Annotated in this window: 21 protein-coding genes; 4 read left to right on the top strand and 17 right to left on the bottom strand. The window is 30.3% G+C overall.

The window, feature by feature from the left end; translation table 11 throughout:
• Positions 1-123 precede the first annotated feature (123 nt).
• The 9 genes from murI to yabG form a co-directional block, all read right to left on the bottom strand.
• Entirely contained in the window at positions 124-933 is an 810-nt protein-coding gene (gene murI / locus ACI48P_RS20050) for a glutamate racemase (RefSeq protein ID WP_475218983.1), read from the bottom strand.
• A 13-nt stretch (positions 934-946) separates the two neighbouring features.
• Entirely contained in the window at positions 947-2014 is a 1068-nt protein-coding gene (locus ACI48P_RS20045; protein ID WP_475218981.1) for a D-alanine--D-alanine ligase, read from the bottom strand.
• Between the two features lie 143 nt (positions 2015-2157).
• Positions 2158-2700 carry a cell wall hydrolase gene (locus ACI48P_RS20040; protein ID WP_475218979.1) on the bottom strand — a complete coding sequence of 181 codons (543 nt, stop codon included), beginning with the start codon at positions 2698-2700 and terminating at the stop codon, positions 2158-2160.
• Positions 2701-2731: 31 nt separating this feature from the next.
• A complete protein-coding gene (gene spoIIR, locus ACI48P_RS20035; protein ID WP_475218977.1) occupies positions 2732-3385 on the bottom strand; it encodes a stage II sporulation protein R in 654 nt (217 codons plus the stop codon).
• A gap of 92 nt (positions 3386-3477) precedes the next feature.
• The gene (locus tag ACI48P_RS20030) at positions 3478-4158 is read right to left on the bottom strand and encodes a GntR family transcriptional regulator (RefSeq protein WP_475218976.1); all 681 of its coding nucleotides are present in this window, start codon (positions 4156-4158) and stop codon (positions 3478-3480) included.
• Positions 4151-5032 (bottom strand): 4-(cytidine 5'-diphospho)-2-C-methyl-D-erythritol kinase, encoded by an 882-nt coding sequence (gene ispE, locus ACI48P_RS20025; RefSeq protein ID WP_475218974.1) that lies wholly within the window; start codon positions 5030-5032, stop codon positions 4151-4153. The genes ACI48P_RS20030 and ispE overlap by 8 nt, the downstream gene beginning before the upstream one ends.
• Before the next feature lie 108 nt (positions 5033-5140).
• Entirely contained in the window at positions 5141-6691 is a 1551-nt protein-coding gene (locus ACI48P_RS20020) for a DUF3794 and LysM peptidoglycan-binding domain-containing protein (RefSeq protein ID WP_475218972.1), read from the bottom strand.
• A gap of 93 nt (positions 6692-6784) precedes the next feature.
• Complete coding sequence (locus ACI48P_RS20015) at positions 6785-7051, bottom strand: Veg family protein (RefSeq protein WP_475218970.1); 267 nt, start codon at positions 7049-7051, stop codon at positions 6785-6787.
• 144 nt (positions 7052-7195) lie between these two features.
• The gene (gene yabG / locus ACI48P_RS20010; RefSeq protein WP_475218968.1) at positions 7196-8056 is read right to left on the bottom strand and encodes a sporulation peptidase YabG; all 861 of its coding nucleotides are present in this window, start codon (positions 8054-8056) and stop codon (positions 7196-7198) included.
• A 175-nt stretch (positions 8057-8231) separates the two neighbouring features.
• On the opposite strand from yabG, the gene ACI48P_RS20005 reads away from it, so the two are divergent.
• The gene (locus ACI48P_RS20005) at positions 8232-9326 is read left to right on the top strand and encodes a PfkB family carbohydrate kinase (RefSeq protein ID WP_475218966.1); all 1095 of its coding nucleotides are present in this window, start codon (positions 8232-8234) and stop codon (positions 9324-9326) included.
• Entirely contained in the window at positions 9320-10243 is a 924-nt protein-coding gene (locus ACI48P_RS20000) for a pseudouridine-5'-phosphate glycosidase (protein WP_475218964.1), read from the top strand. Before ACI48P_RS20005 ends, ACI48P_RS20000 begins: the two co-directional genes overlap by 7 nt.
• Before the next feature lie 143 nt (positions 10244-10386).
• Here ACI48P_RS20000 and ACI48P_RS19995 read toward each other — a convergent pair whose 3' ends face one another.
• The 6 genes from ACI48P_RS19995 to ACI48P_RS19970 all read right to left on the bottom strand — a co-directional run bounded on the left by ACI48P_RS19995 (position 10387) and on the right by ACI48P_RS19970 (position 14613).
• Entirely contained in the window at positions 10387-11325 is a 939-nt protein-coding gene (locus ACI48P_RS19995; RefSeq protein ID WP_475218962.1) for a dipeptidase, read from the bottom strand.
• 188 nt (positions 11326-11513) lie between these two features.
• Entirely contained in the window at positions 11514-11675 is a 162-nt protein-coding gene (locus tag ACI48P_RS19990) for a hypothetical protein (RefSeq protein WP_475218960.1), read from the bottom strand.
• Positions 11676-11681: 6 nt separating this feature from the next.
• On the bottom strand, positions 11682-12179 hold the full coding sequence (locus ACI48P_RS19985) for an SEC-C metal-binding domain-containing protein (protein ID WP_475218958.1): 498 nt from the start codon (positions 12177-12179) through the stop codon (positions 11682-11684).
• Between the two features lie 164 nt (positions 12180-12343).
• Entirely contained in the window at positions 12344-13048 is a 705-nt protein-coding gene (locus ACI48P_RS19980; protein ID WP_475218956.1) for a peptide arginase family protein, read from the bottom strand.
• A 24-nt stretch (positions 13049-13072) separates the two neighbouring features.
• On the bottom strand, positions 13073-13741 hold the full coding sequence (locus tag ACI48P_RS19975) for an RluA family pseudouridine synthase (protein ID WP_475218954.1): 669 nt from the start codon (positions 13739-13741) through the stop codon (positions 13073-13075).
• Positions 13741-14613 carry a class I SAM-dependent methyltransferase gene (locus tag ACI48P_RS19970; protein ID WP_475218952.1) on the bottom strand — a complete coding sequence of 291 codons (873 nt, stop codon included), beginning with the start codon at positions 14611-14613 and terminating at the stop codon, positions 13741-13743. Before ACI48P_RS19970 ends, ACI48P_RS19975 begins: the two co-directional genes overlap by 1 nt.
• A gap of 227 nt (positions 14614-14840) precedes the next feature.
• On the opposite strand from ACI48P_RS19970, the gene ACI48P_RS19965 reads away from it, so the two are divergent.
• Together ACI48P_RS19965 and ACI48P_RS19960 are read left to right on the top strand one after the other, a co-directional pair.
• Positions 14841-15584, top strand: coding sequence for a DUF3298 and DUF4163 domain-containing protein (locus ACI48P_RS19965; protein WP_475218951.1), 744 nt, complete (start codon positions 14841-14843; stop codon positions 15582-15584).
• A 209-nt stretch (positions 15585-15793) separates the two neighbouring features.
• Positions 15794-16432: a nitroreductase family protein gene (locus tag ACI48P_RS19960; protein ID WP_475218950.1), complete on the top strand. Its 639-nt coding sequence runs from the start codon at positions 15794-15796 to the stop codon at positions 16430-16432.
• Positions 16433-16479: 47 nt separating this feature from the next.
• Here the strand turns inward: ACI48P_RS19960 and ACI48P_RS19955 are convergent, their stop codons facing one another.
• Positions 16480-16929 (bottom strand): MarR family winged helix-turn-helix transcriptional regulator, encoded by a 450-nt coding sequence (locus ACI48P_RS19955; RefSeq protein WP_475218949.1) that lies wholly within the window; start codon positions 16927-16929, stop codon positions 16480-16482.
• Between the two features lie 266 nt (positions 16930-17195).
• A complete protein-coding gene (gene carB, locus ACI48P_RS19950) occupies positions 17196-20411 on the bottom strand; it encodes a carbamoyl-phosphate synthase large subunit (RefSeq protein WP_475218947.1) in 3216 nt (1071 codons plus the stop codon).
• Positions 20412-20414: the final 3 nt, after the last annotated feature.

Here is a 20414-nt window from a genome sequence, read left to right as displayed (position 1 = left end):
ATTCACCTCCTACAAACTTTCTGCTTCTCACTATACTTATAAAATATCCTCGAATTAAGTAATATAATCAGAAATAATAAATAAACTCTAGATAATATCCAAAGTTTATTTATTATTTTAATATTAATATTTCTGTATTTCTACATGCTGTACATTTTCTATTTCTTCATTTAAAAATTCTTTAGCTACTTCAGCAAACTTATCCGGTATATCAGACACATAGTACTCACAAGAGCTTAGATCTTCGCCTGGATCTTTTACTATATTATTAGCTTCTAATATATCATTTAAATCTTTCGCAGTTTCTTTTGCCGGATTAACAAGTTTTATTTTAGGCCCTACTATTTCACCGATAGTTCTTTTTAATAATGGGTAGTGAGTACATCCTAACACTAAAGAATCTATATTTTGTTCTTTAAGCTCATCTAAATATCTTTTTGCTGTTAAATGCGCTATATCTGTATTTGCCCAACCTTCTTCAACTATAGGAACAAATAAAGGACATGCTTTATCTATTATTTTTATATCTTTGTCTATTTTTCCTATTTCCTGATTATATGCCTTTGAGTTTATAGTTCCAGCTGTCCCTATTACTCCTACAATCTTATTTTTTGTAGAATATGCAGCTGTTCTGGCACCAGCCTCTATAACCCCTAAAACAGGTATATCATACTTTTCCTTAGCTTCCTTCAACGCTCTAGCTGTAGCTGTATTACAAGCTATTACAATAGCTTTTACATCCTTTGAGATTAAGAAGTTTATAGCTTGAAAAGTATATTTCATTACAGTTTCTTTAGATCTTGGTCCATAAGGAACTCTAGCTGTATCTCCAAAGTATACTATATTTTCATCTGGAAGTATCTTCTTTATCTCTTTTAATACAGTAAGTCCCCCAAGGCCCGAATCAAAAACCCCGATTGGTCTATTGCTCATTTTCGCACCTTCTTTACTTTTTAGCATTTACTGCTAAGTTTATAAGCTCATCTATTAGATTTGAATATTGTAACCCTGTAGCTTCCCACATTTTAGGATACATACTTATATTTGTAAATCCTGGTAATGTATTTATTTCATTTATGAATATTTCTCCTGAGTTTCTATCTATAAAGAAATCCACCCTAGAAAGACCCTTGCCATCTATACCTTTAAATGCTTCTACTGCCATAGTTCTTATACTTTCCATATCTTCTTCACTTATATTAGCTGGTATATCATAAGTAGATGCACCATTTATATATTTATCTTCGTAATCATAGAAATCTTTAGCTGGCTTTATTTCTCCTGCTATAGAAGCCTTAACTTCATCATTTCCTAAAACAGAAACTTCTATTTCTCTAGCGTTTACACCTTGTTCTAATACTATTCTTGAGTCATATTTTAAAGCTTCTTCAATTCCGTTTAGAAGCTCTTTTCTATCGTTAGCTTTAGATATACCTACACTTGAACCTAAGTTAGCTGGCTTAACAAATATAGGGTAGTTTAACTTAGCTTCTATAGAATCTAATTCTCCTTCACTATCTTTATTGAAAGACCATTTATTAGTGTATGTGTAATCTACTTGAGGTAATCCTATTTGAGAGAATACTTTTTTACAGATTAATTTATCCATACCTACACTTGATGCTAATACTCCACATCCTACATAAGGTATTTGACTTATCTCAAATAAACCTTGTATTGTTCCATCTTCTCCATATGGTCCATGTAAAACAGGGAATAACACATCTAGGCTTTCATGCCTTCCATCTTCAAATGTTAATCCTATTTCTTTGTTTCCTGCAGGTACTAGGTTGATTTCTACATTTTTATTTGCTAAATCAACCCATTTTCCATTTTTAATATTTTCTTCATTACCTTCGTAGTACATCCATTTTCCATCTTTTGTTATTCCTATAGTAAAAACGTTGTATTTATCTTTATCTATATGTGTATATATCGAAGCAGCCGATGATAACGAAACTTCGTGTTCTCCTGACTTACCACCAAATATTAAAGCTACATTAAGTTTTTTCATATCTAAGATCACCTCTATAGTCATTTATTATTATCAATTATTATATGCATTTTGTTATCTAAATGATTATTATAGTTTATTTTCATAAAAAAATAAAGGAGCAAATAGCTCCTTTTCCTTAAATTCACAGTATTTTATTTGAATTATTTTGCAAATACATGATTCCCTATTCTCATATGAGGACTTAATGTTTTTATCCAGTTACATGTGGCTATATCCGGATTCCAAAAGTACACTGATTTACCAGTTGGATCTGAACCATAAAGAGCCTCTTGAGCTGCCTTATAAGCACTTTCTGTAGGCTCCATGTTTATTGAACCATCATTTACTACTGAAAATGCATTTTTTTGATATATAACATCTTCTATAGTATTGGGGAATCTTGGGTCTAACACTCTATTTATAACTACTGCTGCAACAGCAATTTGACCTTCATAACTTTCACCTCTAGCTTCAGATGCTACTACCTTAGATAATAGTAGTAAGTCTCCATTTGAGATATTTAATACTTCTTTTCTTTGAGTTGCCTTAATAGCTTGAACTTCGGATTCATTCTCCTCCACAATAGTTTGGATTGTATCTTTTGTACTATCCAAAACTAATGAAAATGCTTCTACGTTTTTTGTAGGAATAAGCACATAACTTAAAACTAATAGACATACTATCAGTTTGTAGCACCTGTCCATGATAAGCGTCACTCCTTCTAAAATAAAAATTTTATAGTATTTGTTCTAATATTTCTACTATCTTAAACTTAACTTTAACCTTGCTAGATTGTTTTTTATCTTTTTGAGCTATTAAATCATACTCTTCTTCCGTTAATACTTCTCTTAATTTTTCATCTGTTTCCTTATCTATAACACCATTATCTTCATTTACAAAACATAACGGAGGAAACATGACGCACCACCAGTTTTTACCTTTACCTTCACCAATAACTACTTTTAAAGCTTTGTATTCTCCTGCTGGAAGTACAATATTTGAATATTGTTTTGCAGGAAAGTTGCTTAATGTTATTCCTACCTTTACTTCATAGTTATATCCATTTTTTGAAATAATATCTTTACTTATTTTTTCCAATTCATCATACTCACTTGTTATGATAGCTTCACTTTCTTCTATACTGCTTGATTTTGCTAGCTTTGGTTGCAAATATGCTATAACAGCATCTCTTACTTTTAACTTAAGCTCTTGATCCTCATCACTATCACTATTTGCTATAACATGAAATCTAATTAATTTTTCTTTATAATTTTCTGATACATTTTCTATTTTTTCAGCCTCACTGTGTATAGTCATAGTCATCAATGATATTACGGCTATAAGACTCATAATTAATATACTCAATCTAATTTTTATTTTACTCATCATATCTAATCCCCCTAAAAGATATTTTACTATTTTGAGTATGTCCATTCGATTGGTTTTTATACATAAAAAAAAAGAAGGTTTAATCCTTCTTTTTACAATTCTTTATTATTCATAGCTCTTTCTATCATAAATTGTTCTGCCTTTTCTATATGCTCTGTAGCATATTTTTTAGCTAACTCACTATCACCTTTTGCTATAGCATCTATTATAAGCTTATGCTCTTCTACTATATTTATAGATGAATCATAATCAGAAATATAAGTTACTCTGAATCTATATACTTGTTCCCATAAAGAGTTTATTACTTGGTGAAGTTTTTTGTTGTTTGTAGCCTTGAATATACATTCATGAAACTCAACGTCTTTTCTTAATAACGTTTCTATATCTGCATCTATTGTGCTTTGCTTAAACTCTTCTGCTACTTTATAAACTTTTTCTAAATCAGCTTCATGTATTCTTTCTGCTGCTAAAGACGCTGCTAATCCTTCTAGACTAGCTCTTATCTCTAAGACATCTATTATATCTTTTAGGGACATATTAGCAACGTATGCACCTTTTCTAGGTAACATAACTACTAATCCTTCTAGTTCTAATTTTCTTATTGCTTCCCTTACAGGAGTTCTACTTACCCCTAGCTGTTCTGCTAATTGAACTTCCATAAGCCTTTGCCCTGGCTTTAATCTACCTTCTACAATAGCTTCTCTTAAGTTTTCAAATACTACATCCCTTAATGGTTTGTAATCATCTAAATTTAACTTTCCTAAATTATCCACTAATCTCAACTCCTTTTTCACTGCTCTTTACCGCATATACCTGACTATATTTTTTTAATAATTCTTCCTTGCACTTCATTGCTTCTTCATATTTCTCAAATAACCCAAAAACCGTTGGACCACTTCCACTCATCATCGATCCTAGGGCATTATAGTTATTCATAACTGCTTCTATCTCTTTTATTTCAGTATGATTTTTACTTGTAACACCTTCTAATACATTCACCATGTTTTTTGCAAGAGATTTAACATCTCCATCTTCTAAATATTGGATTAATAACTTATTATCAGGTCTTGTTCCCATATTATTTAAGTCTAAGCCTCTATAAACTTCTTGTGTTGATACGAATAAGTTTGGTTTACAAACTAATATTGTTGTATCTTCAGATAACCCCTTAATCTTAGTTAATTCTTCTCCTATACCTTGAGCTAATGACGCCTGCCCCGATATACAAAATGGTACATCCGCTCCTAGCTTAAGACCTATTGTTTGTAATTCTTCTTCTGATAATCCTAGATTCCATAATTTATTTATTCCAACTAATACTGCTGCTGCATTTGAGCTTCCCCCTGCCATACCAGCTGCAACTGGAATATTTTTCTCTATAAACACCTGTACACCCTTATCTATGTTAAATTTATTTTTTAATAAGCTAATAGCTTTATAAACAATATTATTATTATCTAAAGGTATATTGATACTATTACTTTTTATAATTATATTATCCGTATCTATTTCTTCAATTGTTATGATGTCATATAGATCTATTGTCTGCATTATCATTTCGACTAAATGATATCCATCAGTTCTCTTTCCTATCACATCTATAGATAAGTTTATTTTAGCTCTGCTTTTCAATTGTATAGAATTCATTTTAGCCTCCTTGTATATAATACAATGCTTTCCTAACTATAAACATTATACTACAAAAAATAAAATAATAGGGGATTAGTATCCCCTATTATTTTATTTTTTTGTATATTAGTCAGCTAGAACTAACTTTTTTTCTAATATTAAACATTTTCCTGGTTTAAGATTTTCGTCTACTTTTATCTCATTAAGCTCTGCTATTTCATTTTCAGTTGTGTTGTATTTTTTAGCTATATTCCAAAGATTATCTCCTTCTTTGCAAATATATATTATTATACTAGGAGCCTTAGATAAATCATAAGGACCTTGGTCTTCACCTTTTACTATGAAGCTTTCGGATTTCTTATCTACTGCCTCAGTAAATCTCTTAATCTTAATATTAACGTCTATTTGATCTCTATTTAAGTCTACTTCTATTTTTTCAATACATACCTTATTAAATACTGTAGATGTATCACTTAAATTCTCTATAGTTATATCATGCTCAAATGGTATTTCTTCACTTATCTTATAAACTAATCTTAGTCCTTCTACTGGAACGTATAATATATCTATTTTTATTATGCCCTGAATTACACTCTTATCTCCTTCTACATAAGAATTTTCTATGGAAATAGATGGGCATACACTTACTATATCTTTTATTTGTATATCATCATTTTCATTTCTTATACTTTCTCTTACTATGAAAGTTTCAGTACCACTACTTAAAGATTTATTTACTTCCATAGTTTTATGGTCAAATTTAATCATTTTTTGTGGTGAATATGCATCTTGTAATACCTCTCTTGTTATTTCATCAGTAACCTTAACTTTGCAACCTACTGTACAATCTACTTCTAATAATCCAGTATTACTTTCTACATTTTGCTTGAATATATAATTGAAGTCGCCCATTGATAATAAAGTTTCTTCTACCATTCCATCACAAGCACCTGGAACTTCTATAAATTGAGTAAAGTCTATTCCTACTCTATCTAACTCAACAAGCTCTCCATCGTAAGTACAAGCAAGTGGATTTATTTCTACTACACCACCTATTATAACCTTGTTGTCTGTTACTCTACTTTCTTTTATTCTTGCACATGGATTCAAGCTTATTATTGATTGAACTTCTTCTGTATTTATACTTATCGTGTCTCTTATTACACTTTCTGATTTTTCTATTCCTACTATATCTTGATAGCATATTTCTTTTCTGTGTTTTTGTATTGCTTCTACTTGAGATACATCTTTAACTATATCTAATCTATGTTTCTCAAATAAGCTACCTCTTACATTCATAAGAGCTCCCACTCTTATTTTTCTCTCATTTAATATTGTACAGTCTATATGCTCTACCTCTGGGAATAACATGTACTCCATGTCTTGAGATATATTATCTTTTTCTATAACTTCATTTATGTCTATTTTTCCATCTACGTTAGAAACTGTGCTCTTATCATCTGCAATGTATATTACATTATAGTTAAAAGTTCCTCTACAAAGTATCTTTCCATCTGCAACTTCTATTTTTTTAAGAGCTATGTAACCTTCAGTTTTAACTATGTCATACACATCTGATTTTTTATCTGGCACTACAGCCTCTGATTCAATAAATGTTTGAAACTTTCCAAAGTCGATTCTATTATCAACCTTTATTACGTCTTTTATCAATTCCATATTTTTTCCCCCTTGTTTTATATATAAATATCACACTATATTTATATTTCAGGAACAAAAAAAAAATTACACCTATTTTTAATAGGTATAATTTTAACTGGCATTTAATTTATTTTGATCTTTAAAAACTTGCAATTTAACATTAGATGTTAGTAGATCAGAATAACTATACGATACTCTAGTATATCCATTAGCCTCATCTTCTAACCTTACAACAAACACACTTGGATAAACTTTTTCTAGTATCCCCTTCTTAGTAATAATCTGCTTTCTTCCTTTATTTGCTTTTAGTAGAATTTTCTTACCTAGGTGTCTCTCTAGACTTGCTCTTATATTATCTAGAGTCTGAACTGTAGCCATAATATCACCCTCTTTTACGTTTGTATGTTTACATAATATCATAAAAAAGGATTTCTGTCAAACGTTTAAACTAATTATTTTATATATTTTTCATGAAAAAGTCAATAGTATTTTTTAAGATATACAGTATAATTTAAAACTTTTTCAATATAGCATAGTTTTAGGCATTGCCCATCTAAATTTACCTCTTGTTTCCGAGCCCCCTATACCCTTAATTCCAGTAACTGTTTGATCAATTACTTCATCTATAGGAACTACTATATCTATTCTTGAACAAGCTATTTTTTCTACTACAAAAACTGGATCTAATGCATGAATCATTATTCTTCCTGGTGAGCTTGCATAGTTTGCTCCTGCTTTTATTATTTGTTCATAATTAGATTGGCATGCACCAGCAAATATAACTAAATTATCTAAATTTGGTTGATACTTACGGGCCTCTTTTACTGCTTTTATAAAGTTCATAGAGTTTCTATAGTTAGACATATCGTTTATGTTGCCTTTTCTTGATGTTAGCGAATCATGTCCTGTTATAACTAATATATCCGGGTTATGCTTTTCTAAAAGTGCTCTTACTTCTTTATATTGATTCGCTTCTGGTATAGCTACTCCAACAGCCGGAATCCCTAGCTGAGTATATACATCTAAACATATTTTTAAGTATTCTTTGTCCCCATCTATTTGCAATACTTTCCCAGGTATACCAAAAATATTAGTATTTGTTTGTAATTTTGGTACCGCTCTAGTCATTTTTCTTTCTCTTTCTTTTGCTTTTTTCATAGATCTATATAGCAAAGTTTCTACATTTTTATCTATTAAAACATTTTTTATATCAGGCATCTTTACTAATTCTAAATCATCTATATATGAATCAGCTATTATCCTGAATGCAATCCCCTTTAAATGAGCAACTTGTTGGTTACTCTCATCTTCGCTAAAACCAGTTATTTTAAATAGAATATCTTTGTTGTATGATTTTCGCGCTACTATGTCACCTATTTTCATGTTTGTCCTCCCCAATTATTTCGGTCTTAGTCTATACTATGTACTATTATTTTTTTTGTTCCTATAAGAATATGTTTAAAAATCATTTTTTTGTTGAAAAATAACTAAGATAATGATAATATGTTATTAAGCATTTGCTTAGTGTTATAAACAAATATTTATAAACGGTGATGATATGACTGAAAGAGAAAAAGAAGTTCTAGATATTTTAAAGGAAAATCCAATGATTTCTCAGCAAGAATTGGCTGATCAATTATGTATTACTCGTTCTTCTGTTGCTGTGCATATAACAAACCTTATGAAAAAGGGATATATTAAGGGCAAAGGATATATCTTAAATAAAAGTAGCTACATAACTGTTATAGGCGGTTCTAATATGGATATACAAGGTGTACCAAACAAAGCCTTAGTTATGTGTGACTCTAATCCAGGTAAGGTTGATATTTCTTTAGGAGGAGTCGGAAGGAATATCGCTGATAATATATGTAGATTAGGGGTAGGAGTAAAGCTTATCTCTGCAGTAGGAAATGATTTATACGGTAATGAAATATTATCTAAATGTAAAAGTTATGGAATAGATGTTGATGATTGTTATGTTTCTAGTGAAAATTCTACTTCAATATATGTTTCAATACTTAATAACGATAATGATATGCAACTTGCAATATCACATATGGACATTTTAGATAAGCTAAATGTTTCTTACTTAGAAACAAAGCACCAATCTATAAATGACTCTCTTGCAATAGTTTTAGATACAAACTTATCAGAGGAAGTTATAGACTACATAACTTCTACTTATTCTCATATACCAGTTTTTGTTGATACTGTGTCAACTTCAAAGTGTATGAAAATAAAAAATATAGTTGGTCGTTTTAATACAATAAAATTAAATAAGTATGAAGCTGAAGCTCTATGTGATATAAAAATTAACAATGAAGATGATTTAAAATCTTGTGCTAACCATTTAATAAGTATGGGTGCTAAAAATATTTATATTACACTTGGCAAAGATGGTGTATTCTGTGCAAATGAAAATGAAAGTACATTTGTTGGAGGAGTAAAAATAGATATTATAAATGCAACAGGTGCAGGTGATGCTTTCACTGCTGCCCTTGTTTATGGTTATCTTAATAACTTCGACTTAGATATGTGCGCTAAATTTGCTGTTGGAGCATCATTAATAGCTTTATCTCACGAAGATACAATAAATCCGAATATGTCGGTTGAAAACATAGAAAAAATACTAAAGGAGCTGATCTTATGTTAGAAAAATATTTACAAGTACATCCAGAGGTTCAAAACGCAATACAAGCAGGACAAGCTGTAGTTGCTTTAGAGTCAACTATAATATCTCATGGTATGCCATATCCTAAAAATGTAGAGATGGCTAAAAATGTTAGTAAAATAATAAGAGAAAATGGAGCTATACCTGCAACTATAGCTATAATAGATGGAGTTTTAAAAGTTGGTCTTACTGAAGAAGAAATAGAATTCTTAGGAACTAGTAAAAATGTTGTTAAGGCTAGTAGAAGAGACTTACCTTTCATAATATCAAAGAAGCTAACAGGAGCTACTACAGTTGCTACTACAATGATATTAGCTAACTTAGCTGGTGTTAAAGTATTCGCTACTGGTGGTATAGGTGGGGTTCACAGAGGCGCTCAAGAAACTTTTGATATATCTGCTGACTTACTTGAATTAGCTAACACTGATGTTGCTGTAATATGTGCTGGTGCTAAATCTATATTAGATATAGGTTTAACTTTAGAGTACTTAGAAACTAACGGCGTTCCTGTAGTAGGATTTGGGACAGATGAATTACCAGCTTTCTATACAAGAAAAAGTGGATTTGGAGTTGACTACAGAGTTGATTCTTCTATGGAAGTTGCAGAAGCTTTAAAAGCTAAATGGGACTTAAGCTTAAAAGGTGGTATGGTTATAGGTAATCCAATACCTGAAGAATTCGAAATGGATTATGATACTATAAACAACGCTATAGAATCTGCGTTAAAAGAAGCTGAAGAGAAAAACATAGGTGGTAAAAATGTTACTCCTTTCTTATTAGATAGAGTTAAAATAATAACTGCTGGTAAGAGTTTAGATTCTAACATCGAATTAGTATATAACAACGCTAAAGTTGCTGCTCAAATAGCTAAAGACTTAGCTGATATAAGCAGTAAATAATAGAACTTATTTTAATAGTCAGTTAAAATAAGACAAGTGTATCTAGGATATATATCTTAGATACACTTTTTATTTGGTTAATTCTACATAATTAAAGTCTTAATAATAAGTTTTCACCTATTTCTTATAGGTTCACTACAGTTTTATAATACATCCTTAATAACTCTAAGGGCATTTTTGTAGTATATTTTTTCTATTTGTTCATGAGTAAATCCTGATTCTTCTAAAGCTATTACCAACTTATCCATCTCAGATATGTCTTTTATCTCTACTATAGAGTCTATACCATCAAAATCAGTACCTATTGAAAGTACATCTATGCCACCAACATTTACAATATGCTTCATATGATTTACTATGTATTCAGTCTTACTTAATTTATCTTCACTTAAGAATGAATGGAAGAAATTAAGTCCTGTAACCCCTCCATTATTAGCTAGTAACTTAATCATATCATCAGTTAAGTTTCTACTATGCCCCATAACTTTTCTTGCATTTGAATGAGTAGCTATAAATGGCTTTTTAGATATATTAGCTACATCATAAAACCCAGCATCAGATAAATGAGAAACGTCTACTAACATTCCTAATTCATTCATATTCTCAACTACTTCTTTACCAAACTTTGTTAAGCCTTTTTCCCTAGATAAACCAACATTATGAGGATATCCTATTTCATTTGGATGATTCCAAGTTAAAGTCATCATTCTTACACCCAAATCATATAATTTATTTAAATTTTCCATTTTACCTTCTAAAACAGCACCTTCTTCTATTGCTAATAATGCTGACATCTTATCTTTTGCTTGATTTTCCATAATTTCTTTATAGTTAGTAGCAAGAGATATAACATCTTTATTTTTCTCCATCTCTTTAAAGAACTTATTAGCCATACTCGTACAATATTCATATGGATTTTTCACAACACTAGTATCTACAAAAAGTGCAAATGTCTGAGCTAATGAATCTGCTTTCTTAAGCCTATCTATATCTACACTAAACTCATTACTTCTTAAATTATATTCTTCAACGTTTAACATTAATTTGTCTATAGTATCACAATGTAAGTCTATTAATTTCATATGTTTCCTCCCAATTTTAAGCAATATTATTATATATATATTATCTATATTTGTCTAATTTCCTTTAAATTCCTAATTATAACTTACTAATATTCCAAAACATATTTATTATTTATGATTTTATAATTTGTAGCATTAAAAAAGATGATTTCTATAAACACAGAAACCATCTTTTTATATAACAATACCTAATCTTCTAGCAAGTTAGGTATTACTTTCTTTACTTCTTCTATTTGGTGCCATGTTCTTTCTAGATTATTTTGACTTACATATTCCTTCAATTCTGTTAATGCGTTAAACTCTTTAACAGCTAAGTTATCTTCATCATCAATAAACTTTAAGACAAACATTGCTACCTACTTTCCACAACACTTCTTGTATTTCTTACCACTTCCACAAGGACAAGCATCATTTCTTCCTACTTTGTCTTCCTTAACTACTGTCTTAGAATTCTTATAAGCTTTTTGCATTTGCTTTCTTGCTTCAGCAGGTAATATAGTTTCCCAACCTGGTAAGTTGTATAACCAGTGAGCTTCAACAGTTACCATGTTAGCGTATAATTTTTCCCAATCTATCTTTATAGACACAGCTTTATCAACTTCTACAGCTTCTAATTCTATATCTTCTTTTAAACTTTCGCTTATTCCATCTATGAATCCCATTATGTATTCATTTGAAGTGTTGAATTTAGCAGCTAATTCAGCAACTGTTCCTTCTACTACTTCCATCTTGTTGTTTAATATTTCATTGTATATTCCAGCTTCTACTTTTAAGTAGTCTTCCCAGAACTTTATTTCTTGTTCTTGATTTTCGTGATTGTCACTTAAGTTTCTCCATTCAGTATATAAACTCATACCTTTTCCTCCTATAGTATCTCATTCTTTTTTATAAAATTCGCTTCTCTTGAGCTACCTCGTCTGCGAGCTAATTCATGTTTGCCTAAGTCTACAAGTCACTACACATTCCGTTGCCCAAATCCAAAGCGGTTTATTTTTTTAAATATTTACATATTCAACTCTTATATTATATCATAATTGAATAGTTCTTTTAACACTTTTATAGCATAGTCTTGGTCTATGAAGAATGGACTAGATGCTATTGTTATTACCTTCGCTCTTTTTATTAGTTCTTGTATTTTACTAATTTTAAGATCATATGGTATATAATCCATATCTTTAGAGAAAATATCTAAATCTATATCTAGTACAATTTCTCCTTCTATATCTAATTCAAACACATAAGAACTATCTATTATAATTACTTCAGAAAATATATTATGCTCTAATGCAGGCTTAATAAAGTTACCTACATTAAGTACTTCATTGGTGTATCTAAATACATCATTAATGTCTTCCATGTTTACATCATAATTTTCAGGCACTCTCATGTCCTTGTGTTGATCTACATGAACCAATTTGCACCCTTTTGTAAATTTTTCATTTTTGAGACTTTTTATCCAAAAATAAAGTGCGTGATTGTGATTGTCAAAAATATAAATGTCTTTATGGTCAAAATTATACATTACCATATGCTCTAAACCTAAAGCATTTATTTCTTTATCTTCATCTATTTCATTGAATACACATTTATCTCCTACAGAAACATCTTCTAAGTCTCCCTGTATAAGCTTAGGTACATATATCTTTTTATTATTTCTATCTTCATAAGAAAATTTATTATTGCCAACAGGTTTATCAATATAAAACCCAGTATACTTATCCATATCTGCTCCTTTGAAATTTAACTTTTATTTATATAGATTCCAAGGATATTCTTGTGGTGGCTCTGAGGTAAACTCCATCTTTTCTTTTGTAGTTGGATGTTCTATTTCTATTTTATGTGACCATAATGATATTTGCTGACCAACCTTGTTTACAGCTTGACCATATCTTTGATCTCCAAATAGAGGGTGCTTTCTACTTGCAAACTGCACTCTAATTTGATGTGATCTTCCTGTTTTTAAATCTATTTCAACAAGACTAAATCCATCTTTTTTAGCTAAAGTATCATAGCTTAGCTCTGCATTTTTAGCTTCTTTATGGTCTTTTCTAACTACACTTACCATATTAGTCTTTTTATTTTTATAAAGGTAATCTTTTAGAGTATCCTTATCTTTTGGCATTGTTCCATGTATAACAGCTCTATAAGTCTTTTTAAAAGTCTTATTTCTTACTTGCTCAGATAATCTTGATGCAGCCTTAGATGTTTTTGCAAATACCATAGCTCCACCTACAGGTCTATCTAATCTATGAACTAAACCAATATATACATTTCCTGGTTTATTATACTTTTCTTTTACATATTGCTTTAAAAGATTAACCATATCCTTGTCATTAGTGTCATCACCTTGAGATAAAATATTCACTGGCTTTTCTACAACTAATAAATGATTATCTTCGTATATGACTTTTATCATTACTTAGACTCCCATCTTCCAAATATACCACATGGAAGAACTTTTCCGTCTCTAGAAGTAGGTATTCCTATTTCTCCACCATATATTTTTCCGCCTTTAGCTTTTTTCTCTACTGTAGCATCTAATATATGCTCTAATATTATTGGAGATAATCCAGTAGTATATGAGTTTATTAAGAAGAATAAAGGATTGTCTGATAATACTTTTGTACATAAATCAACTAATCCATATAATTTTTCTTCTATTTGCCATACTTCACCTTTTGGTCCTCTACCATATGATGGTGGGTCCATTATTATAGCGTCGTATTTATTTCCTCTTCTTATTTCTCTTTCAACAAACTTAACAACATCATCAACTATAAATCTAACTTTTCTATCTCCTAAGCCTGATGTATTTAAGTTTTCTTTAGCCCAAGTTACCATACCTTTAGATGCATCTACGTGGCATACTTCCGCTCCAGCTGCTGCACAAGCTACAGTAGCTCCACCAGTATATGCAAATAAGTTTAATACCTTTATAGGTCTTCCTGCATTTCTTATTTTATCCATTGACCAGTCCCAGTTAGCTGCTTGCTCTGGGAATAATCCTGTATGCTTAAACCCTGTTGGACTTATGTTAAACTTTAATTCTTTATAGCTTATTGTCCACTTTTCTGGGTACTTTTTCTTATGTTCCCATTCTCCTCCACCTCTACTACTTCTGTGGTAGTGTCCATGTGGGTTTTTCCATAATCCGCTTTCGTTTGGTATTGGCCACATTACTTGAGGATCTGGTCTTCTTAGAACTATATCTCCCCAACGCTCAAGTTTTTCTCCGTTACCCATATCTATAAGTTCATAATCTTTCCATTTATCTGCTAATAATAACATTGATTACCTCCTAAAATTACTCTCAATCTTATGTATTATATCATATTATTCGTTATATTTTGGGTATTTTCAATACTTTATATACTTTAAACAAATACATTTTAACTATATCTGTAAATTTTATTATTATATACCTTCTACCAATAAGCATATTATATAGTAATTGCTTTTTAGTAAGCTTTTGCTTTGTTTTAAATATAATTTATATTAATGGAGGGGAACTTATAATGCAAAACTCACAACCTATGAATAATTGCATGTTTAACTTACTATACACTCAGTTTAATGAAGATTTTAATAGAGACAGATATTTTTCTTATGATATTCAATATCCTGTTTTTTACAACTTAGCGAATTCATATTTTTCTGTTTCACCACAGATTTTATCAAATATTAACTCTACAATTAAATCAGATGCTTATACTTTTAAAAATGGTCTATTTGATGAATCCGAAGAATTTAATAAGTCAGCAGAACAAAATAATACTCCTAAAAAATCATATAGAGTAGTTTCAAACTATGCTATTACATTCAATAAAAATCATATCTTAAGTACTATCCAAAGTCTTATGGCATTTACAGGTGGTAATGGTCCTTTATACAATAACCTGAATAATTATAATATTGATTTACTTACAGGAAAAACACTGACTATAAAAGATGTATTTAACGAAAATATTAATTATACTAAGGCTATTACAGACTATGTTAATTACAAGATAGGGCAAAATAAAGATTTGTATTATAGCAATGTTGATATTGAAATACCTGAAGATCAAGCATTTTATATTACAGATGATGGGTTAGTTATTTATTTTGGATTAGATGAAATTGCTCCATCTGAATTTGGAATACCTAAATTCAAAATGTCTTTTAATAAATTTGCTCCTTATATTAATCCTAGATTTTACTGTACTCCTTCTAACTCTTTTAACTCTATCGGTAGATACTCTAAATTCATGAATATATAGATACTTTATATATTCCTAATTATATATAAATCCAAAAAGGTTTGACGTCAAACTATATTTGTTATAAAATTAGTTTGACGTCAAACCTTTCTATATATCGATTCTTTTATTAAAACTAATTAAGTATAATAAACAGAATGATTTAATATAAAAATAGTATAGATAAGCTTTAGACACTAAAAAATTAACAACCTAAAGGAGAATAATTAATGAATGTTTTAGAGGCTATATACGCTCGTAAAAGTGTACGAAAATTTAAGGATGAAGTAGTTCCAAAGGAAGATATATTAAAAATGCTAGAGGCAGCAACACAAGCTCCGTCTCCAAAACACCAACAAAATTGGAATTTTGTTGTACTTACTAATCGTGAAATAATAAATAAAATGGCAGATATAGTAACTAAAAGCCATGAAAATTTAGGTGAAATTGCAAAAACTGAAAAAGATAAAAAAATACATATGAGTGTAATAAAATACTACACATGTTTTAAAAATGCACCAGTAGTAGTAATGGTATATGGTTCAGAATACAAAATGATAGAGTATAAAATATTGAAAGAAAACAATGCACCTCAAGAAGTTTTAGATATGTTAGTATCTCCTCAGTCAGCTGCACAAGGAATAGGTTCTGCAGTTGAAAACTTCTTATTAGCTGCAACAGAAATGGGCTATGGAACTTGTTATATGACAGGACCAACTCACGCTAAAACTCAAATTGAAGAATTAATTGGATTTGATAAACCTGGATTTGAACTTATGTCTATGATATCTTTAGGTGTTGCTGAAGAAAATACGCATCCAAAGCCACCACGTAAACCTATTGAAGAAGTAGTAACGTTTATAGATTAGGTTTTATAAATATATTAAATAAGAAGTATCTCTTAACGAGATACTTCTTATTTATATTTATCATTTTCAGTTTTAAAATTAGAGCTTAATTTTCTAAGCAATCTAAGAAACTCCTCTTTTTCCTCTTCTGTAAAATTTTTGTAAGCAGTTTCTTTAACTTGAGACGATATAAAGTTAAATCTCTCCTCAATATCTCTAGCTTTTGGAGTTAAGCTTATATACGTAACTCGTCTATCTGTAGTAGATTTTTCTTTTTTAACATATCCCAAATTTATAAGCGTGTTTACCAATGAAGTAACGGTAGATTTATCTTTTCCTATCTTTCTCGCTATCTCTTTCATCGTAAGCTTTTGATTGCTTTCATAAAGAGCGGTCAGTATATTTCCATGGGTTGGTATTAAATCATGTAAATCATTTTCATTTAATTTATTTTCAATAAACTTTATCATATTAGCTTTAGTTCTGCTAATAAAATAAATAATATATTTATCTTTCATTTTAATCCTCCAGTCTGGATAAAATTCTAGCTGTATCTATTTATATATAATATCATATTTAATTATTTTTTTATTTATAGATTCATCAATTTTAAAATAATTTAATACTATAAAATTAACTTAACTTGAGTTCCTAAGTCGCCAACTACTTCATATTTCCAATAACTCCATATGTTGCATAAAAAAAGGATTAAAGTCACGACATCGTGACTTTAATCCTTTTTTTCATAACAACTACAACTATATTAATAACTTTACTTTATAGTTTAAATCTCTTCTTTCGCTATATCATATACTTCTAATTCTTTATTCTTTATTTGCTTTTTCTTAACTTCTACTAAAGCCTTTAATGTGTCTAAAGATGTCATAACTTCTGTTGAGAACTCAGTAGCAGTTCTTCTTATCTTAAATCCATCTCTTGTAGAGTCATTTCCTTTAGTTGGAGTGTTTATCACTATATCTACTTGCTTATTTCTTATAGCATCTAATATGTTCGGTCTAGCTTCTTCTACTCTGTTAACTACATCTGCTTCAATTCCATTTTCTTGTAATGTCTTCGCAGTTCCTGATGTAGCAACAAATGTATATCCTAACTCCTTCATGTCTTTAGCTATTTGTATAAACTCATCTTTATCGTAGTTGTTTATAGTAGCAAGAACAACGCCTTTTTTATCTGACATTTGCTTTCCAGCGCCTATAAATCCTTTGTATAAAGCTTCTTCTAGGTTTTCACCTACCCCTAGAACCTCTCCTGTTGATTTCATTTCAGGGCCTAAGCTTACGTCAACTCTAGCTAACTTTGACATTGAGAATACTGGAACCTTTACTGATACTAACTTAGGCTCTTTGTATACTCCAGTTCCGTATCCTAGGTTTTGTAATTCTTCTCCTAACATACATCTAGTAGCTAATTCTATTATAGGTACATTACTTACCTTACTTATATATGGTACTGTTCTACTTGCTCTTGGGTTAACTTCTATGATATATAGTTCATTTTGGAATTCTATAAACTGGATGTTAACCATTCCAAGTACATTTAATTCTAAAGCTATTTTCTTAGTGTAATCTACTATCTTAGCTTTTATTTCATCAGATATATTTTGGCTTGGGTACATTGTTATACTATCTCCAGAGTGGACCCCAGCTCTCTCAAGATGTTCCATTATACCTGGTATTAATATATCCCTACCATCGCATATAGCATCTACTTCTATTTCTCTACCTACTAGATATTTATCTATAAGTACAGGGTTTTTGCTATCTCTTAAGAAGGCATCTTCTAGGTATCTAGCTAATTTAGTTTCATCATAAGTTATTTCCATACCTTGACCACCAAGTACATAAGATGGTCTAACTAGTACTGGGTAACCTAACTTATTAGCTACTTCTATACCTTCTTTTACAGTCCATACACCTTTACCTTTTGGTCTGTTTATATCTAGCTTTTCTAGTAATTCTTCAAATTTTTCTCTATCTTCAGCTGCATCTATATCAGCAAAGTCAGTTCCTAATATTTTTATTTTCTTTTCATCTAAGAACTTAGCTAACTTTATAGCTGTTTGACCACCAAATTGAAGTATAACTCCGTCTGGATTTTCTTTTTCTATTATGTTTAATACTTCTTCTTCTGTTAATGGCTCGAAGTATAATTTATCCGATGTATCGAAATCTGTACTTACTGTTTCTGGGTTGTTGTTTACTATTATAGTTTCTATGTTCATTTTTCTAAGTGCCTTAACACAGTGTACTGAACAGTAGTCAAACTCTATACCTTGACCTATTCTTATTGGTCCAGAACCTAGTACTATAACTTTCTTTCTATCACTTACTTCTACTTCATCATATTGCTCATATGTTGAGTAGTAGTATGGAGATAATGCATCAAACTCTCCTCCACAAGTATCAACCATTTTGTATGCTGGTTGTATGTTGTATAACTTTCTTAATTCACATAATCTTTCTGGACTTATCTTCATTAAGTCTGCTATACCTTTATCAGAGAATCCTTTTTTCTTTAATTCTAATAGATAATCTTTGTTTATTTCATCTATTTTCATTCCTTTTAGCTTCTCTTCTTGTTCTACTATCCATTTGAATTTATTTATAAACCACTTATCTACACCAGTGATTTGTTCTATCATTTCTATTTTGTATCCTCTTCTTATCATTTCTGCTAAGTCGAATAATCTTTCATCATCTGGTACTACTACACTTTTCTTTAATGCTTCTAAGCTCTTTTCTTCTGAAGGAGCATGAACTAATGAGTATTTTCCTATTTCAAGAGATCTTATCCCTTTTAATAAAGCTGACTCAAAGTTGCTTCCTATACTCATTATTTCCCCAGTTGCCATCATCTTTGTTCCAAGCTTTCTATTTGCTTGCTTAAACTTATCAAATGGCCACTTAGGTATCTTAACTACTACGTAATCAAGTGTTGGCTCGAAACATGCGTAAGTCTTTTTAGTTACTGCATTTTCTATTTCATCTAATGTATATCCTAAAGCTATCTTTGCTGCAACCTTAGCTATTGGGTATCCTGTAGCCTTAGATGCTAGAGCAGAAGATCTTGATACCCTTGGGTTTATTTCTATTATTGCGTACTCTAAACTGTGTGGATTTAAAGCTATCTGTACGTTACATCCACCTTTAACTTCTATGGCATTTATTATATCTATAGATGCTTTTCTTAACATTTGGTATTCTTTATCACTTAAAGTCTGGCTAGGTGCTACAACTATACTATCTCCTGTATGTACCCCAACTGGGTCTATGTTTTCCATGTTACATACAGTTATACAGTTTCCGTTACCATCTCTTATTACTTCGTACTCTATTTCTTTCCAACCTTTTATACTTTTTTCAAGTAATACTTGCTTAACTGGACTTAATTGTAATCCTTGTGTAAGTATTTCAGTAAGCTCTTCAACTGTTTCAGCTATACCTCCACCTGTTCCACCTAGAGTGTATGCAGGTCTTACTACTACTGGATATCCTATTTTATTTGCAAACTCCAGTCCACTTTCTAAGTCAGTTACTATATCACTTATTACTACAGGTTGGTTAATTTCTCTCATTACTTCTCTGAAAGTATCTCTGTCTTCACCTTTTTTTATAGATTCAACAGAAGTACCTATCATAGCTACATTATATTTATCTAGTATACCTGCATCATGTAATTCAACAGCTAAGTTAAGAGCTGTTTGACCACCCATACCTGCTAATATACTATCTGGTCTTTCTTTTTCTATTATCTTTTCTATAAATTCTATTGTTAATGGCTCTATATATATTTTATCCGCTACTTCTTTGTCAGTCATTATAGTAGCTGGGTTACTGTTTATTAATACAACTTCAACGCCTTCTTCTTTTAAAGCTTGGCAAGCTTGTGTTCCTGAGTAGTCAAACTCTGCTGCTTGACCTATTATTATTGGTCCTGACCCTAATACTAACGTCTTTTTTATACTATCTATTTTAGGCATATA

The sequence above is a fragment of the Romboutsia sp. LXY-2 genome (assembly GCF_056171995.1).
The sequence above is the reverse complement of the archived record's forward strand: the minus strand, read 5'-3'. Positions and strand labels throughout refer to the sequence as shown.

Excerpts from the sequence above, each read along its gene's own strand:
- murI (WP_475218983.1), bottom strand. The coding sequence starts at position 933 with ATGAGCAATAGACCAATCGGGGTTTTTGATTCGGGCCTTGGGGGACTT.
- ACI48P_RS20045 (WP_475218981.1), bottom strand. The coding sequence starts at position 2,014 with ATGAAAAAACTTAATGTAGCTTTAATATTTGGTGGTAAGTCAGGAGAA.
- ACI48P_RS20040 (WP_475218979.1), bottom strand. The coding sequence starts at position 2,700 with ATGGACAGGTGCTACAAACTGATAGTATGTCTATTAGTTTTAAGTTAT.
- spoIIR (WP_475218977.1), bottom strand. The coding sequence starts at position 3,385 with ATGATGAGTAAAATAAAAATTAGATTGAGTATATTAATTATGAGTCTT.
- ispE (WP_475218974.1), bottom strand. The coding sequence starts at position 5,032 with ATGAATTCTATACAATTGAAAAGCAGAGCTAAAATAAACTTATCTATA.
- ACI48P_RS20020 (WP_475218972.1), bottom strand. The coding sequence starts at position 6,691 with ATGGAATTGATAAAAGACGTAATAAAGGTTGATAATAGAATCGACTTT.
- ACI48P_RS20015 (WP_475218970.1), bottom strand. The coding sequence starts at position 7,051 with ATGGCTACAGTTCAGACTCTAGATAATATAAGAGCAAGTCTAGAGAGA.
- yabG (WP_475218968.1), bottom strand. The coding sequence starts at position 8,056 with ATGAAAATAGGTGACATAGTAGCGCGAAAATCATACAACAAAGATATT.
- ACI48P_RS20005 (WP_475218966.1), top strand. The coding sequence starts at position 8,232 with ATGACTGAAAGAGAAAAAGAAGTTCTAGATATTTTAAAGGAAAATCCA.
- ACI48P_RS20000 (WP_475218964.1), top strand. The coding sequence starts at position 9,320 with ATGTTAGAAAAATATTTACAAGTACATCCAGAGGTTCAAAACGCAATA.
- ACI48P_RS19995 (WP_475218962.1), bottom strand. The coding sequence starts at position 11,325 with ATGAAATTAATAGACTTACATTGTGATACTATAGACAAATTAATGTTA.
- ACI48P_RS19990 (WP_475218960.1), bottom strand. The coding sequence starts at position 11,675 with ATGTTTGTCTTAAAGTTTATTGATGATGAAGATAACTTAGCTGTTAAA.
- ACI48P_RS19985 (WP_475218958.1), bottom strand. The coding sequence starts at position 12,179 with ATGAGTTTATATACTGAATGGAGAAACTTAAGTGACAATCACGAAAAT.
- ACI48P_RS19980 (WP_475218956.1), bottom strand. The coding sequence starts at position 13,048 with ATGGATAAGTATACTGGGTTTTATATTGATAAACCTGTTGGCAATAAT.
- ACI48P_RS19975 (WP_475218954.1), bottom strand. The coding sequence starts at position 13,741 with ATGATAAAAGTCATATACGAAGATAATCATTTATTAGTTGTAGAAAAG.
- ACI48P_RS19970 (WP_475218952.1), bottom strand. The coding sequence starts at position 14,613 with ATGTTATTATTAGCAGATAAATGGAAAGATTATGAACTTATAGATATG.
- ACI48P_RS19965 (WP_475218951.1), top strand. The coding sequence starts at position 14,841 with ATGCAAAACTCACAACCTATGAATAATTGCATGTTTAACTTACTATAC.
- ACI48P_RS19960 (WP_475218950.1), top strand. The coding sequence starts at position 15,794 with ATGAATGTTTTAGAGGCTATATACGCTCGTAAAAGTGTACGAAAATTT.
- ACI48P_RS19955 (WP_475218949.1), bottom strand. The coding sequence starts at position 16,929 with ATGAAAGATAAATATATTATTTATTTTATTAGCAGAACTAAAGCTAAT.
- carB (WP_475218947.1), bottom strand. The coding sequence starts at position 20,411 with ATGCCTAAAATAGATAGTATAAAAAAGACGTTAGTATTAGGGTCAGGA.